The sequence below is a fragment of the Myroides sp. NP-2 genome (genome assembly GCF_014145665.1).
In the GTDB taxonomy this organism is placed as follows: domain Bacteria; phylum Bacteroidota; class Bacteroidia; order Flavobacteriales; family Flavobacteriaceae; genus Flavobacterium.
The window spans coordinates 96,788-113,098 of sequence record NZ_JACHTD010000001.1 but is presented as its reverse complement, the minus strand read 5'-3'; the positions used below and the strand labels follow the sequence as shown (position 1 = coordinate 113,098).

Genomic DNA, 16,311 nt, shown 5'->3' with positions numbered 1-16,311 from the left:
TGGAATCCACCCAAACAAAATAAACTTATCAACAATGTTATCACCAATTGTGCATGAATTAAGAAAAGTTTAAGCTTTATAGTAATATTGGTTTATTTTTTCAATAATTGCTTTCCTGCTTTGTACGCTTATATAGTCCTCATCAATGGGTGCACTAAACATAAACATCGGATTTGCAGGGAATTCACTTGTGGTTCTAAAGAGCAAAAAATAGCTTTTTGAAGTTCGTCCGGATGCAATCCATTCATTTAGTTTATAATAATCAGGGATTGATCTTCGCTCGCGCACCACCAATAAAACATCGCTTATAGCTGTCCACGGTAAGAATTTCTCCCGAAAAAAGCTTTTGTACAAAACGCCATTTTCGTCAATAGTCACTTTTATAAACATAATTTTATACAGAAACACGAAAAACAAAAAGAACAAAATAACGGCTACAAGTTTTACCACTCCCACTCCAACAAGTAAAAAGAAAATACCTGTAGCTAAAAAAGGACCTAAACAAATAAGGAGGAGCAAGAGGCTACTACTTAGATTATAATAGTTAAATTTCATGTATAGTGTATTAAAACTTAGATGCAATGGCTTGAGCTGCTAAAAAACCAGTTGTCCATGCGTTTTGAAAATTAAATCCACCTGTTATGGCGTCTATATCGAGGATTTCACCTGCGAAATACAAATTATTGTGAGACTTGCTTTCCATGGTTTTGAAATTGACATCGCGTAAATCAATTCCCCCTGCTGTAACGAATTCATCCTTAAATGTACTTTTTCCATTAACCTGATACTGTCCTTCTTGTAGCTCTGAGACAAGAGCCTGCATTTGTTTGTTATTTAAATCCGCCCAAGTTAGTGTTTCATTAATACCTGCAGCAAGAACTAAGCGTTCCCATAGTCGGGTAGGAAAATCGAATAATCCTCTTTTCACCACAGTTTTTTTAGCGTGTTCGAGTTTAAAGTCTCTCAAGTGTTCCAATAAATCGGCCCCTTCGTATTGAGGTAACCAATTGACCACTAATTGAAACTGATAATTTTTCATTGCCAACACACGAGCACCCCAAGCGGATAAGCGTAAAATCCCGGGTCCGCTCATTCCCCAATGGGTTATAAGCAAAGGACCGGTTGCTTCTAGCTTGCTTCCTTTAACCTTTGCGGTAGCAGGTGTGGCTACCCCCATTAAATCAGCAATTCGCTTATCTTTTATATTAAAGGTAAACAAAGAAGGAACGGGTTCTACCAAACGATGACCTAGATCTGCCATCATTTGCCATACTTTCGGATTACTTCCCGTTGTAAAGACTAGATGCGAGCAGCTAAGCCCCTCTTTTGAGGTATCCAGTTTCCAACCATTTTCACTTTGATACACCCCTTGAACACTGATTCCTAGCAAAACGTCAACTTTGTATTGGGCGGCGGCTCGGGTAAAACAATCAATAATGGTTTGAGATGAATCGGTAATGGGAAACATACGACCATCCTCTTCAATTTTTAACTCCACGCCGTACTTTGAAAACCACTCAATGGTATCACCACAACAAAATTGATGAAAAGGGCCTAGTAATTCTTTTTGCCCACGTGGATAATAGTGCACTAATTCTTTGGGATCGAAACAAGCATGTGTAACATTACAGCGCCCACCCCCTGATATTCTAACTTTCGCAAGCACTTCTTTTCCGCGCTCTACAATCGCAATTTTTAAATTAGGATGGCGTTCACCCAAATTAATTGCCGTAAAAAAACCAGCGGCTCCCCCACCTACGATGATGACATCATAATGCATAATCCCCATATTTAGCTATTTACTAAAGTTCCTTTTTTTATGTTAGTCGAAACTTTTATCTTTACAGCCACAAAGATACTTACTTACAATCGCATCCATATCATTGTAAAATTAAGATTATGAAAAAATTGCCATTTTTATTCCTGATTGCTTTATTTGCTATGTGTAAATCTGTTCCACACGGAAGCAGTAGCACTAGTAGTAGCACTAGTAGCAACAGTAGCAGTACGGATTCTCCTTCTAAGGACCTAACCATTGAAGAGCGTATTGAAGAGATTAAAGAAGAAAATCGTTTACCCGAAGCCAAAGACGTGATAGACTTACCAGACTATGCTCAGGTAAGAGATGATTTCCGTTCTGTAACAGAAAAAACCAAAGAAGCCTATTTACAAGGAATGCAGGCTACAGGAGAAAAATATAGTGTTGTTATTTTAACTCAAGGATTTAAAGGAGAAAACATCGTAGTAAAAAGCGACAGTAAAACATTCTTCAAAGGAATGACCATGAGCGATTTATCCAATGGAATTGCCAAATCAGTTCGCGTTGAAAACACAGCTGATTTTACCGTTACTGATTCCTACACAAATAGCGAAGTGACCATTGAAAGTGACCACGCCAAGATGTTTAAGTTTATTTACATCATGAAAAACAGCAGTAAAGACAATCCGTTCAAGGTAACTTTTAGTAATACTTTACGACCAGTGCGTTAATGGAAACACGAGATACAATTTTACGACTCATCGAACAAACGGCTCTTATTTTAAGGGCCTTTTTTAATACCTTGCCTTTAGAAGACAAAGGAGAACTAGCACTAGCTGATTTTTCTTCGACCTTGAAAACAAAACTAGGAATAGATTTAGATTTTCTGTTGACTTTGACCTGTCCGGAGGAAATTCAAACCTATTTTGAGTCACACCCTTCTTTCGATGCTACCAATCAAGAATTAGTTGCAGATTTACTTGTCGCTAAAGCTGCACAACTAGAAAGAACTAATCCACAAATAGCTAAGGCATATCAACGTTTAGCACTGTGCCTCTATCAGGGAATTAATCAAAGAACACAGATCTATAATTGGGAAAGAGAAGCAAAAATAACACGTTTAAAACAATAACCCTTTTTCTTTTCTCCTTGTCATTCCTATGTCGAACCTTAAACTGAAATTCATTTCTACGTTAGACAAGAAGTAACTCTCTTTCCTCTCTCTTTGTAAGTATAGAAAACAACCGATAATTGTTCAAAGAAATAAAAAAAGCTAATCGAACGCAAAAAGGCACCCGATTAAGATGCCTTTTTCTCAATAGCTCCTTCCTATATTGCTCATACCTAAAAAGCTATTATCATACAATTGAACACATTCGGAAACTAAATCAGTTATCAACGAATTAAAACAGTATAAATATACTAAATTCCACTAAAATTACCTTGCACTCTTCGTCCAAACCCTTATTTTTCAGGAATAGGCATTGAAAACATCAAAAAACAAGTAATCTATTGAACAAATGAACAATACATACACATATCGTTAGCAAAAGGATAAAAACACTTCCCTCTCCCTACTTTTGAGCCCAAAATTGCATTGTCCAACTGCTATAAAACACAAAAACACCTAGTTGAACTAAGTGTTTTTTTTATATGTTAGCCTTAAAGGGCGATCATCTGATGATAAGGGATTACTGTGGTATAACCTTTGTCCCTGAAATAAGCTGTTGGATTCGTAGCGGAAACGACGAGGATAAAGTCTCCGCCCCAAGCACCTAGGCTTTTAATAGCCCCGTCAAAATCGGCAAATAGTCGCTCATGGATGGGTTGAGTATCTAGAATATTCCCCAAGATTACTTCGTGTTCGCGTACTAAGGTTTTAAATCCTTGAACATCCTCAACTTGGGTCAGCGCCTGGCTTATTTCAGATATGCGTTGAACCTGGTTGTCGATCAATCCTTTTTTAGCGCGATAAGCCGCAATAGCTTCTTTGCTCGACTGTTTTTCATTGAGATAAACAAAGTACAACTGTTGAGCAAAGGCAGGTTTAAAATCAATCAATTCCACTTTTGGATGATAAGGATCTGTGAGTTGATAAAACAAGGGGCTGCGGTATTGTGCACAGGCGATGTCATAGCCACTGCCGCCAAATGATTCTTGTAACAATTGATAAGGATTAATTTCAAACCATTGGGCTACGTTATTGATCCATGTTGATGACGTTCCCAATCCCCACAACCGCGGAAAAGTTAATTTACTTTCTACTTTAAACCCTTGCTTCGTTTGTAAAATATTTGGATTTTGTCGATGCGCCGCTCTCAATACCTTTACCAGTGTTTGTAGATAGTCGGTTCCCACGACATTCTCATCGGCCAATAGTTGCTCGATAGAGACTTTCTCTTGCATCCAAATCGTTCCATCTACGTCATAACTAGTCCAATACAATACGGGTTCTTCAATCGTTTCAACGTGTAAAGATTGTCCTTGAACGGTAGGCAGTGCGAAAGCCATCGCTCCATCTAGCACTACATATTCTCCTGCAATCAACAGTTTTCCCTGGCTGAAAAAATCCATGCAACTTATTTTCTTAATGTTTCAAGCAATTCAACCACTGCACTGTGTGACACTACATTTTTCTCAAAATGAGCCACTACTTTTGCGCGTTCTTCATCTGTTGCTTTAAATTGATTCAAGATATTCATCAAGTGCATTTTCATATGTCCTTGTTGGATTCCCGTTGTAGTCAGGGATTTAACGGCAGCGAAATTTTGTGCTAACCCAGCTACGGCGATGATTTGCATCAATTGGGTTGCCGAGGGTTTTTGCAACATCTGCAAGGCAATTTTCACCATAGGGTGTAATGAAGTTAATCCACCTACTGTTCCAACAGCCAAAGGTAGATCAATCCAAAATTTAAAAACGCCCTCACTTAAAGAAGCATGTGATAAACTGCGATACTGTCCATCTCTTGATGCATAGGCATGTACACCTGCTTCAATCGCTCTAAAGTCATTGCCCGTCGCTAAAACTACGGCATCCACACCATTCATTACACCTTTATTATGAGTTACGGCTCTAAACGGTTCAATTTCTGCAATGCGCACGGCTTGCACAAATTTCTCTGCAAAGAGTACAGGATCTTGAATTTCACTTGATTTCAATGCTTCTACGGGACAAGAAACTTCTGCACGAACTACGCAATTAGGTACGTAATTAGACAAAATACTCATCACAACGTCAATTGTTTTTTCTTCTTCCGAAAAAGCGGCATAGGCCAACGCTTGTTGTTTTAAAGTAGTCGCCATTTGCTCCAAACAAGAGTTTATAAAATTCGCCCCCATGCTGTCTTTCGTTTCAAACGTAACGTGCAACTGGTAGTAATCCTCAATCTCTTGTGTTTTGTCGCGCAAATGAATAGCTAAAATTCCACCTCCACGCTTCTGCATATTTTGCGTTATCGAAAGTGTATCTTCGAAGAAAGCGGGTTGAATTTCTTGTATAAACTGTTCGAGCTTTGCTTTATCTCCTTTATAGATAAAGTGAACCTGCCCTATTTTTTCTGTATTTAAAATGGTGGCTTTAAATCCCCCGCGATCTGCCCAAAACTTGGCCGCTTTGGATGCTGCTGCAACAACCGAACTCTCTTCGATAACCATCGGAATGGTGTACCACGTGTCATTAATTAAAAAGTTAGGAGCTACACCAAGCGGTAAATAAAAATTAGTGATTGTATTCTCAATAAATTCATCGTGCAATTTTTGTAATTCTTCATCGGAATTCCAGTACTGCTTGATCAAATCCACGACCGCTTCTTGGTTGTTTAAATATGTTTTTGCTATCCAATTGATTTTCTCTTGCTTGTTTAGTTTAGAAAACCCATTTATACTCCCTATCATGATGTATTACTTTTAACGACAAAGATACATCATTCTACTTAGTCGTTAAACTCCCCCTCGACATCTTCTCAAAAAAACTCATACTACAGAACTATTCATCTACTATATTGCTATACCTTTCCCTTGTATCCTCTTTGAGTCTCCTCCAACAATCCTTCGACAAAAACCCCATTTTACGACTAATAGTCGAAGAAGACTCGAAGAACAGTCGAAGGGGACGCAGAAAAAGAAGCTAGAAAACTAGTACACAAGACCAACACCACAGCAAATACAACCGATAGCGTCTACTAATGCTTCTTTGTGTAAACAAGTCTCCCCTAATAGTATACCTTTAAAAAAGAACTTTTTTTCATCCAAAAACGTTCTTCTTCTTTTTCCACGTCAAACTGTGTTATAATTAAATTATTTATGTTGCAAGAATAATCCAAACAAGAGGAGGTAAAAAAAGTAAAAAACAATCAATCCATACCATTTGTTCAAGGTATTAAGATTTTAACTACCAAAATCGCGTCAATAATTTTAAGTTTTTATTGTTTAATCTCAATGAAAATTGGCATAAATCAGATTTTTTCAGTAAAATTGGAAGTTTTTTCGACTAATTAGATAATGAAATACATTAAATTCACCTCGCTAATTTGTGTGATTGCCACGCAGATTGGTCTAGCACAAAAGAACATTGAGCTATCGGAAATTTGGAATGCCACCTTTAAAACAGAGGCTATGCAAGCGGTCAACACGCTTAACACCCAAAATCAATACGCGCGTATTGAGCGCATTTCCGAGCAGTATCAAGCCATCAATTTATACAACTTCGAAACGCTAGAAAAAACAAAAACGGTCTTCAGCAATGAACAATTTCCCGCAATAAAATCTATCGACAGCTATGTTTTTGACGCTAAAGAGGAACAAATTCTAATTGGAACGAATACAACACCCATTTTCCGTCGTTCATTTTTAGCGGATTACTACCTATTTAATCCTAAGACCAATAGCACCAGTAAAATTGCGAATCACCCCATAATGGAGCCGCTATTTTCACCAGACGGAACCAAAATAGCCTACGCTTACGCAAACAATTTATTTATTTACGATATTGCCACCAAACAAACTACGCAACTAACCCAAGACGGTCAGAAAAACCACATTATTAATGGTATTTCAGATTGGGTATATGAAGAGGAGTTTAGCGTTGTGCGCATGTTTGACTGGAACAAGGCGAGCAATCAATTGGCTTATGTCAAGTTTGACGAAACAGAGGTTCCCGAATATTCAATGGATGTGTACGGAACGGGATTATATCCAACGCAGGATAAATTCAAATATCCGAAAGCTGGAGAAAAAAACGCAATTGTCTCCTTGTATATTTACGATGTAGCTCAAGCGAAAAACAGCAGCGTAGATCTATCTGAATTCTCGGATTTCTACATTCCGCGAATTAAGTGGACCCAGGATCCAAATCAGCTGAGTGTTCAAGTGATCAACAGACATCAAAATGATTTGAACGTATTTTTTGTCGAGGCAAACACCCAAGCGAAAAAACTAATTTTAAACGAAAAAGACGAGGCCTATGTCGATGTACACACCCTTTCTTTTTTGGATAATAATGACTTTATTTGGATGAGTGAACGCGATGGTTACAACCATTTATATCACTACAACAAAGACGGCAAGCTACTAAACCAGATCACCAAAGGGAATTGGGAAGTTACTGATTACTATGGGATAGATCTGAAAAACAAAAGATTATTCTTCCAATCAGTAGAACGCGGTTCAATCTACCGCGACATCTACTCCATCGACTTAAATGGCAAGAATAAAAAATTACTTTCCCAACAATTAGGAACGAATACAGCTATTTTCAGTCCTAAATTCGATTTATTCATCAACGTTTATTCTTCTACGACAACGGCTCCAATTTACACCTTACAACAAAGTAAAACAGGTAAAGTTGTCAAAGAAATATTGAATAACACTGCATTGACAGACAAGCTAAAGGCATACCAACTCCCGCAAAAGGAATTTACTCAAATTCCAACAGTGGACGGTACGATGCTCAATGCTTGGGTGATGAAGCCAGCGAATTTTGATGCGACTAAGACGTATCCGGTGTTCATGTATCAATACAGCGGACCAGGATCACAACAAGTGGCGGACAAATGGTTTGACTCGAACGATTACTGGCATGCGATGTTGACCCAAAAAGGGTATATCGTAGTGACGGTAGATGGTAGAGGAACAGGATTCCGCGGGGCAGCATTCAAAAAGACAACCCAATACGAATTGGGTAAATACGAGGTTGAAGATCAAATCGAAGCAGCGAAATACTTAGGTAAACAAAGCTATGTAGACGCAGATCGCATTGGTATTTGGGGATGGAGTTACGGTGGATTTATGTCGACGAACTGCTTGTTAAAAGGCAATGATGTGTTCAAAATGGCTATCGCAGTGGCACCAGTAATCAACTGGAGGTTTTACGATTCGATCTATACCGAGCGCTACATGAAAACCCCACAAGAAAACCCTTCGGGCTATGATGACAACTCACCGTATTTCTACGCCAATCAACTCAAAGGACGTTATTTGTTAGTACACGGGAGTGCCGACGACAACGTACACGTTCAGAATGCCATGGCGATGATCGAAACACTTGTCCAACACAACAAGGATTTTGATTGGTTGATCTACCCAGACAAAAATCACGGTATTTACGGAGGAAACACGCGCTTACAACTGTACACCAAGATGACTAACTTCATCTTAAACAACCTATAATACGACTTACGATCGGCTACGAAACCGTAGTTTATAAAATAAAACAAACTATAATAAACATAACTTAAATGGCAGCAGAAACAGCTACTAATTCAGACCTGTTTAAGTCGAATGTCTTAGGACATCCAGCAGGTCTTTTCGTTCTTTTCTTTACGGAAATGTGGGAACGTTTCTCATTCTATGGGATGAGAGTCTTATTGATTCAATTCTTAACCGCTCAAGTGCTTTTTGGCAGTGAGTTTTCTGGTTGGGGTTGGTCAGCAGAACAAGCCGGCGCCTTATACGGTACGTATGCCATGCTTCTTTATCTTACTCCAATTTTAGGAGGAGTAATCGCCGATAAATATATCGGATCTCGCTGGGCAGTAATTGTAGGAGCGATAATCATGACCTTAGGTCACGCTTCCATGGCTGCAGAGGGAATCTCTAAAATATGGTTCTTCGTTGGATTAGCTTGTTTGGTAATCGGAACGGGGTTCTTTAAACCCAATATGCCTTCGATATTAGGAGAAATGTATAAAACACTTCCAGAGAAAAAGGACGGTGCTTATACGATCTTCTATATGGGGGTAAACTCAGGGGCATTCTTCGGGATGATGCTTTGTGGATACTTGGCTGAAACACAAGGATGGCACTATGGATTCGGATTAGCAGGTATTTTCATGCTTTTGGGTACGATTCAGTTCTGGTTAGCTAAGCCTTTACTTGGCAATTTAGGAGAATTGAAAAAAGAAGATACTACTGTAGTAAAAACAGAAGAGCAAATCAAAGAGGAAGAAGAAACAAAGAATCCGTACACCCTTGTAGATTACATCCTAATTGGTTTAGTTTCTGTCATTGGTTTATTGTATGCCTTCAACGATCCCCTATCTAAAAATGGGGTATTAGATATCTTCGAAAGCATAGATACGCCTTTCTTACGCGGACAAAACATCATGGCAATCTTGGCTTTAGTAGCCTTTTTATACCTGGTGATATCGCGTATTTTACGCTATGGAAAAATTATTAGAGATAGAATGTTCGCCGTGATCTTATTGGCATTTTTCTTGATGTTCTTCTTTATGAGTTTTGAGCAAGGAGCAACTTCATTGGTGCTCGTAGCAAGAGATTATGTAGATCGAACCTTAGAAGGAACAACGCTAACTATTTTCAACATCGTCAATACGTGTTTAACCATTATTCCTTTACTGATTATTTCATGGGTATTGATTTTATTAGCCAAAGCAACATGGAAAAAAATTGCTTTATCTAATGTGATCTTATTCATCTGTTTTGCGGGAATTTGGGCGATGGCGATTTATATGTTAAATGCTGAATTTTCAAGAGAAGTTTCTCAGATTACAGTATCGTGGTTCTCCATCTTAAACTCGTTCTTCATTATTGCTTTGGCGTCATCGGTATCCAAACTATGGGATTCGAAATACAATCCGCCAGCAGCATTCAAGTACGGAATTGGTCTATTGTTAGTTGCCATTGGTTTCTTAATCTTAGGCTTAGGCTCAATGGGCTTAGGAGATGGTGTAAAAATGTCGATGATATTTCTAGTTTTAACATACTTATTCCATACTTTAGGGGAATTATTTATTTCACCTGTTGGATTATCGTATGTATCTAAATTAGTACCAGGAAAGATGCTTGCATTTATGTTCGGTATGTGGTATTTAGCTTTGGCAATTGCACAAAAATTTGCGGCTATTCTAGGAGGTCAAATTGAAAACATTAAAGAAGAATATTCCTTGAGTCACTTCTTCTTCTTATTTACTTTAATCCCTGCTGCAGCTGCCGTATTGGTGATGTTAGTAAACCCATTATTGAAAAAACTAATGCACGGTGTTCGTTAACCCACCGTGCATTGCACAATAAATAAAAACTATATACAATGAGTCAAACACAGACATTAGAAGAGATTCAAAATTTCTCTGGTAAATACCCGAAGCAAATTTGGAGCTTATTCTTCTCAGAAATGTGGGAGCGTTTCAGCTTCTATGGGATGAGAGGAATGTTGGTTTTCTTTATGATTGACCAACTTAAATTTGAAGAAGCACAAGCCAACTTACAATACGGAGCTACACAAGCTTTCGTATACGCCTTTACCTTCTTAGGGGGTATTTTTGCAGATAAAATTTTAGGTTTCCGCAAGTCTCTGTTTTGGGGTGGAGCTATGATGATTTTAGGTAGTTTAATCCTAGCGATTGATCCACATGCCTACTTTTTCATTGGAATTGCCTTTACTGTAATTGGAACAGGATTCTTTAAACCAAACATCTCAACGATGGTTGGTAAATTGTACAAAAAAGGAGATGAGCGTACAGATGCTGGTTTCTCTTTATTCTACGCAGGAATTAACTTAGGAGCTCTTATCGGAGGATACTTGTGTATCGCTATCGGAAAAGGACACTTATTCGAAGATTCTATTGCAGTAGAAAACCGTTGGAGTGTTGCTTTTGGATTAGCTGCTTTTGTAATGTTAGTGAGTTTAGTCAACTTTATCTTTACGAAAAGACATTTAGGCCCAATTGGACTTCAACCGATGCAAACTAATGCAAACGGCGAACAAGTAAGAATGCCACTTTGGAAAGAAGTAGGTACTTATGTTTTGACTTTTGCTATGGTTCCTGTAATCGTATTCATGATTGACAATACAGACTATACTGCTTACTTCATGTACACCGTTGGTCCTTTAGCTTTAGCTTATTTGTTCTATGAAATGACGAAATTGACAAGTGCAGAACGCAAAAAGATTATTGCTGCGTTAGTATTTATCTTCTTCTCGATTCTATTCTTCGGTATTTATGAACAAGCAGGTGGATCACTAAGTATCTTCGCAGCGAAAAACTTAAATTCGGAACTATTGGGTATTCACTTAGATCCAAATGGAGTAAATAACTCGGGAGGAGCTTTCTTTATTATCTTCATTGCACCCTTATTAGGATTGCTTTGGATTTGGATGGCTAAGAAAAAAATTGAACCAAATACTGTAATGAAATTTGGTTTAGGTTTTATCTTGTTAGGAGCGGGTTACTACGCCTTATTTGGAACTAGATTCTTCGCTGATGCAGCAGGTATGACTTCCTTAGACTTCTTTACCTTCGCCTTGTTAATCATTACGCTTGGAGAGCTGTGTTTATCGCCAATTGGATTGTCGATTATGACCAAGTTATCTACGGCAAACCTACAGGGAATGATGATGGGAATGTGGTTCTTGGCTAGTGCATACGGACAATATGTAGCAGGTATTATCGGTGCAGCAATGTCTAAAGGACATACAGAAGCTGTGACAGGAAATCACCCCAACTACGATGCTCTCCTCTCTTATACTGACGGATATAAAGACTTAGGGCTTTATGCAGTTATTGCAGGAGTAATCTTGATTGCTCTTTCACCACTAATGAAAAAATTAATGCAAGAAGTGAAGTAATAACACTACACTTTTATATATCAAACAAGACAAAAGCGACCCCTGGGTCGCTTTTTCGTTTTTACCTGTTTTTTTTAACATCAAACGCATGGCTATATAAAATATAGAGACTAAATTACACTCCTTAATTTTAACAATCTTTTATCTTCATGTCACAAAATAATAAAACCTTTGGACAGACTTTGCGATCGTTCAATAAAAACTTCTGGATTGCCAGCTTCATGGAACTCATGGAACGTTGGGCTTGGTATGGAATCTATACCTTATTAGGTCTTTATCTTGTTGGATCGACCGACACCGGTGGTCTTGGTTTTGACCATGTGCAAAAAGGAAGTATTATGGGGGGTATCGTTGGTATCTTGTACTTCTTACCTCTGTTTTTTGGCGTTATCGCTGACCGTATCGGTTATAAAATTTCATTGATTATATCTTTTGTTATCATGATTGTTGGTTACTACCTTTTAGGGGAAGTAACTGCGTTCTCTAATGTCTATGCTGCCTTTTTATTAGTTGCAGTAGGAGCAGCTTTCTTTAAACCTGTAGCATCAGCCATTATTGCAAGTAACACTGATGAATCTACGGGTACCTTAGGTTTTGGTATCTTTTACATGATGGTAAATATCGGTGGATTTATTGGTCCAGCGATGTCATCAGGATTGCGCACGACCTATGGTTGGAACATCATCTTCATCCAAGCCGCTGTGGTAATAGCCATTAACTTAATTGTCGTTTTGTTTTTCTATAAAGAAGTAAAAGTAGAAAAACCGAAAGACTCTATCGTAAAAGCCATTGAAGACTCTATACGAGGTATCTTTGAAGCTTTAAAAGACGTCCGTTTAGGTATTTTATTGTTGTTAATGATCGGGTTTTGGACCATGTTTAATCAATTGTTCAATACACTACCAAACTTTATTGAGGACTGGGTCAACTCTGCAGTAATCAGTGAATGGATCAATGAAAATCTACCTTTCTTAGGAACTTTATTGACACAAGATGGACAAGTGAAACCCGAATGGTTTACCAATATTGACTCGTTTATGATTATTATCTGTCAGGTAACTATTTCCTATTTTGTAACGAAAATGCGTCATATCAATGCCGTAATCCGCGGAGCCGTTATTGCAAGTATTGGAGTTGGACTAACTTTCTATACAAACAATCCCCTTTTCACTATTTTAGGAACCATGATCTTCTCTATTGGAGAAATGATGTCAAGTCCAACCGTATCTTCGTTTATTTCATTAATCACGCCTAAAGGAAAAGATGGCTTGTACCAAGGGACATACTTCTTACCTGTAGCAGCAAGTTACTTTGTTACGGATTACATCTCAGGAAACTTATACCAATCGTGGTCTGATAAGTTATCCCTATTAAAAACAGAGATGGCAACACGTAACCTTCCAATGCCAGAAGTAGTTAGCCACGAACAATTTATAGAACAAGGAGCGAAAACGCTAAACATGTCGATAAATGCTTTTGAAAAACAGTTTAATCTCAAAGCTGAATCTGTAGATTGGCCGACTGTAATACAATCTTTTAAAGACTTTGCCTTATCTAAGAGTATTGACATTAGCCAAGTACACTTCCCATTCTCTAAAAATGAATATTTTGCCTTAGCAGAGCAAAAACTAGGGATGTCGCATTGGGATATGGTGGATATGCTTTGGAATACGTACAACCCAAACAAAATTTGGTATGTAATCGTTGGGATTGGAATTTTTTCCGTTATCACCTTAATGATCTATGACAAATTGGTGATTAAACCGATCGAAAACAAAAAATAATCAACTGTTTTTAGGTTAAAATTATTGAGAGTAAAAAAAAATAGCCTTTTATAATAAATAAAAATGGTTATCTTTCTCAACCAATTTAAAAAACAACAATTTATGCAGACAAGCTCGACTACGCAGCCGAACTTTTTTGACACGAAAGTGCTTGGACATCCGGCTGGTTTATTTGTGTTATTCTTCACAGAAATGTGGGAACGATTCTCATTCTATGGGATGAGAGTGTTATTAATTCAATTCTTAACCATGTCCGTGATTGGAATCAACACAGGTTGGGGTTGGAACGTTGCAGATGCGGGAGCTTTGTTTGCTACATATGCTATGTTACTTTATATTACGCCTATTTTTGGGGGTATTCTAGCGGATAAATACATGGGATATCGCTGGGCAGTTGTGGTAGGTTCATTGATTATGACCTTAGGACACGCTGCGATGGCACTAGAAGGAGAAACTTTTATGTACATAGGTTTGGGATGTTTGGTTATCGGAACTGGTTTTTTCAAACCGAATATGACTTCAATCCTATCGGAAATGTACAAATCCTTCCCTGAGAAAAAAGACGGTGCTTATACCATCTTCTACATGGGAGTGAATGCAGGTGCTTTCTTTGGTATGATGCTTTGTGGGTACTTAGGAGAACGCGTTGGATGGCATTGGGGATTTGGATTAGCCGGAATCTTCATGCTATTGGGAACACTTCAATTCTGGTTAGCTAAGCCTATCTTTGGAAATATTGGTGATATACCTTCAAAAGAAGCGAGAAGCGATAAAGAAGAAGTGGTCGATACGACGAACTTGACTCCGGAAGAAAAAGATTCTTTAAAACGCAACCCTTTTACAACGATTGACTATATCTTAATCGCTATTACAACTGTAATCGGATTAATGTATGCCTTTGACGATGTATTTCGCATTGTGGGTGGTATAAACCTATTCCCAGAAACAATCTTAGGCCAAGATGGAGCTACAGTGGGTATCGCCTTTGGTCTAATTGTATTCTTAATACTCGTTATTTGGCGTATCGCCCGTTACGCTAAAGTGGTGCGCGATCGAATGATTGCCGTAATTATCTTCGCATTCTTTACGATTTTCTTCTGGATGAGTTTCGAACAAGGTGCAACTTCTTTGGTTATTTTTGCCCGTGATAATACACAACGCGTCCTATCAGGAGATACCGCTTTACTGTTTAAGATATTCAATACGCTACTAACCATTATTCCGTTAGCTCTAATCTCATGGGTGCTAATCATCTTAGCTAAGCGTACCTATAAAAAAGCATTGATTTCCAACATTATTCTAGGTCTTACGTTCTTAGGCGTTTGGGGAGCCGTTGTTTGGATGTTAGACCGTGATTGGTCGTCTCACGCCTACCAAGTACACTTCCAAACAGTAGAAACACCTGCACTAAATGAAGATGGAACAGCAAAATACGACGAAAACAACAACGCGACATTTAAATACCAACCTCTTTCATCAGCTTTCCAAGCCAACGAAGGAGACAAAATCGTTGAACAACACACGATCATTTCCAATCGCGCAGAATATGAAGTAGGTACCTCAGTTAAGATTTATGAAGAATTAGGTACGTATCATATTTTAGATGAGGAAATGGAAGCCAAATTAATTGCAGCCTATGGAACGAAAAATGAAGCAGCTCCAATTGTTCAAGCAGAAGTAAAAGAAATTAAAGACAATCAGGTAGAAATTACTGCCTCTTGGTTTTCGATCCTAAACTCTTTCTTTATTATCGCCTTTGCTTCCTTAGTATCTAAACTATGGGATTCAAAATACAACCCTCCAGCTTCAATTAAATACGGATTAGGGTTAATCATTATGGCTTTAGGGTTTGGCGTACTCGCTTATGGTGCAAACGGAATTACGGAAGGAAACAGAGTTTCGATGATGTGGCTTGTTTTTGCCTATTTATTTCATACCTTAGGGGAGTTATTCTCATCACCTGTGGGACTTTCTTATGTATCTAAGCTTGTTCCTGCGAGAATGATTGCATTTATGTTTGGTATGTGGTATTTAGCCATCGCAATTGGTAATAACTTAGCAGCTAAACTTGGAGGTCAAATTGAAAATATTACGGAAAAATACTCCTTATCTGGGTTCTTCCTCATTTTTACTATAGTTCCAATTGTTGCCGGTATTTTAGTCATTGCATTAAATCCCGTTATGAAACGTCTAATGCACGGTGTTAAATAAAAACAAACTTAAATACTCATGAAAAAAATCGCATTCTTATTTGCCCTATTATTTATAGGCATTAGTGCACAAGCACAAGAAATTAAATGGATGACGCTAAATGATGCATTAGCTGCCCAAAAAAAAGATCCAAAACCTATTTTTATGGATGTTTATACCGATTGGTGTGGTCCATGTAAAATGCTAGATAGCAATACATTCAGTGATGCAAAATTTGCAGACTATATTACAAAGAACTACTATGCTGTAAAATTCAATGCTGAAGGAAATGAAACGGTTACCTATAACGGTAAGAAATACAGCAATCCAAATTATGATGCGAATCGTAAAGGAAGAAATGCAACGCATGAATTAACGTTATTCTTACGCGTACCTGGTTACCCAACGATGGTTATCTTGGATAAAAAAGGAAACATAGATCAATCGATTGTTGGTTATCATACAGCTACACAGTTGTTGAGCAAAATATAA

Annotated in this window: 12 protein-coding genes; 8 read left to right on the top strand and 4 right to left on the bottom strand. The window is 38.0% G+C overall.

From position 1 onward, the window contains the following. Nucleotides 1–69: 69 nt before the first annotated feature. Nucleotides 70–555 carry a PH domain-containing protein gene (locus H4K35_RS00510; protein ID WP_182625435.1) on the bottom strand — a complete coding sequence of 162 codons (486 nt, stop codon included), beginning with the start codon at nucleotides 553–555 and terminating at the stop codon, nucleotides 70–72. 10 nt (nucleotides 556–565) lie between these two features. Further along, on the bottom strand, nucleotides 566–1,780 hold the full coding sequence (locus tag H4K35_RS00505; RefSeq protein ID WP_182625793.1) for an NAD(P)/FAD-dependent oxidoreductase: 1,215 nt from the start codon (nucleotides 1,778–1,780) through the stop codon (nucleotides 566–568). A 119-nt stretch (nucleotides 1,781–1,899) separates the two neighbouring features. On the opposite strand from H4K35_RS00505, the gene H4K35_RS00500 reads away from it, so the two are divergent. Beyond that, a complete protein-coding gene (locus H4K35_RS00500) occupies nucleotides 1,900–2,490 on the top strand; it encodes a hypothetical protein (RefSeq protein WP_182625434.1) in 591 nt (196 codons plus the stop codon). Next, entirely contained in the window at nucleotides 2,490–2,891 is a 402-nt protein-coding gene (locus H4K35_RS00495) for a hypothetical protein (RefSeq protein ID WP_182625433.1), read from the top strand. The genes H4K35_RS00500 and H4K35_RS00495 overlap by 1 nt, the downstream gene beginning before the upstream one ends. Nucleotides 2,892–3,421: 530 nt before the next feature. Here the strand turns inward: H4K35_RS00495 and H4K35_RS00490 are convergent. Together H4K35_RS00490 and H4K35_RS00485 are read right to left on the bottom strand one after the other, a co-directional pair. Further along, nucleotides 3,422–4,333 carry a GYDIA family GHMP kinase gene (locus H4K35_RS00490; protein ID WP_182625432.1) on the bottom strand — a complete coding sequence of 304 codons (912 nt, stop codon included), beginning with the start codon at nucleotides 4,331–4,333 and terminating at the stop codon, nucleotides 3,422–3,424. A gap of 5 nt (nucleotides 4,334–4,338) precedes the next feature. Beyond that, nucleotides 4,339–5,655, bottom strand: a complete 1,317-nt coding sequence (locus H4K35_RS00485) for a hydroxymethylglutaryl-CoA reductase, degradative (protein ID WP_182625431.1) — start codon at nucleotides 5,653–5,655, stop codon at nucleotides 4,339–4,341. 606 nt (nucleotides 5,656–6,261) lie between these two features. Here H4K35_RS00485 and H4K35_RS00480 point away from each other — a divergent pair. The 6 genes from H4K35_RS00480 to H4K35_RS00455 all read left to right on the top strand — a co-directional run bounded on the left by H4K35_RS00480 (nucleotide 6,262) and on the right by H4K35_RS00455 (nucleotide 16,311). After that, nucleotides 6,262–8,427, top strand: coding sequence for a S9 family peptidase (locus tag H4K35_RS00480; protein WP_182625430.1), 2,166 nt, complete (start codon nucleotides 6,262–6,264; stop codon nucleotides 8,425–8,427). Nucleotides 8,428–8,495: 68 nt separating this feature from the next. Continuing rightward, the gene (locus H4K35_RS00475; protein WP_182625429.1) at nucleotides 8,496–10,268 is read left to right on the top strand and encodes a peptide MFS transporter; all 1,773 of its coding nucleotides are present in this window, start codon (nucleotides 8,496–8,498) and stop codon (nucleotides 10,266–10,268) included. Between the two features lie 38 nt (nucleotides 10,269–10,306). Next, nucleotides 10,307–11,845, top strand: coding sequence for a peptide MFS transporter (locus tag H4K35_RS00470; protein WP_182625428.1), 1,539 nt, complete (start codon nucleotides 10,307–10,309; stop codon nucleotides 11,843–11,845). A 149-nt stretch (nucleotides 11,846–11,994) separates the two neighbouring features. Beyond that, nucleotides 11,995–13,629, top strand: coding sequence for an MFS transporter (locus tag H4K35_RS00465; RefSeq protein ID WP_182625427.1), 1,635 nt, complete (start codon nucleotides 11,995–11,997; stop codon nucleotides 13,627–13,629). A 102-nt stretch (nucleotides 13,630–13,731) separates the two neighbouring features. Further along, nucleotides 13,732–15,840, top strand: coding sequence for a peptide MFS transporter (locus H4K35_RS00460; protein WP_182625426.1), 2,109 nt, complete (start codon nucleotides 13,732–13,734; stop codon nucleotides 15,838–15,840). Between the two features lie 18 nt (nucleotides 15,841–15,858). Beyond that, a complete protein-coding gene (locus tag H4K35_RS00455; RefSeq protein ID WP_182625425.1) occupies nucleotides 15,859–16,311 on the top strand; it encodes a thioredoxin fold domain-containing protein in 453 nt (150 codons plus the stop codon).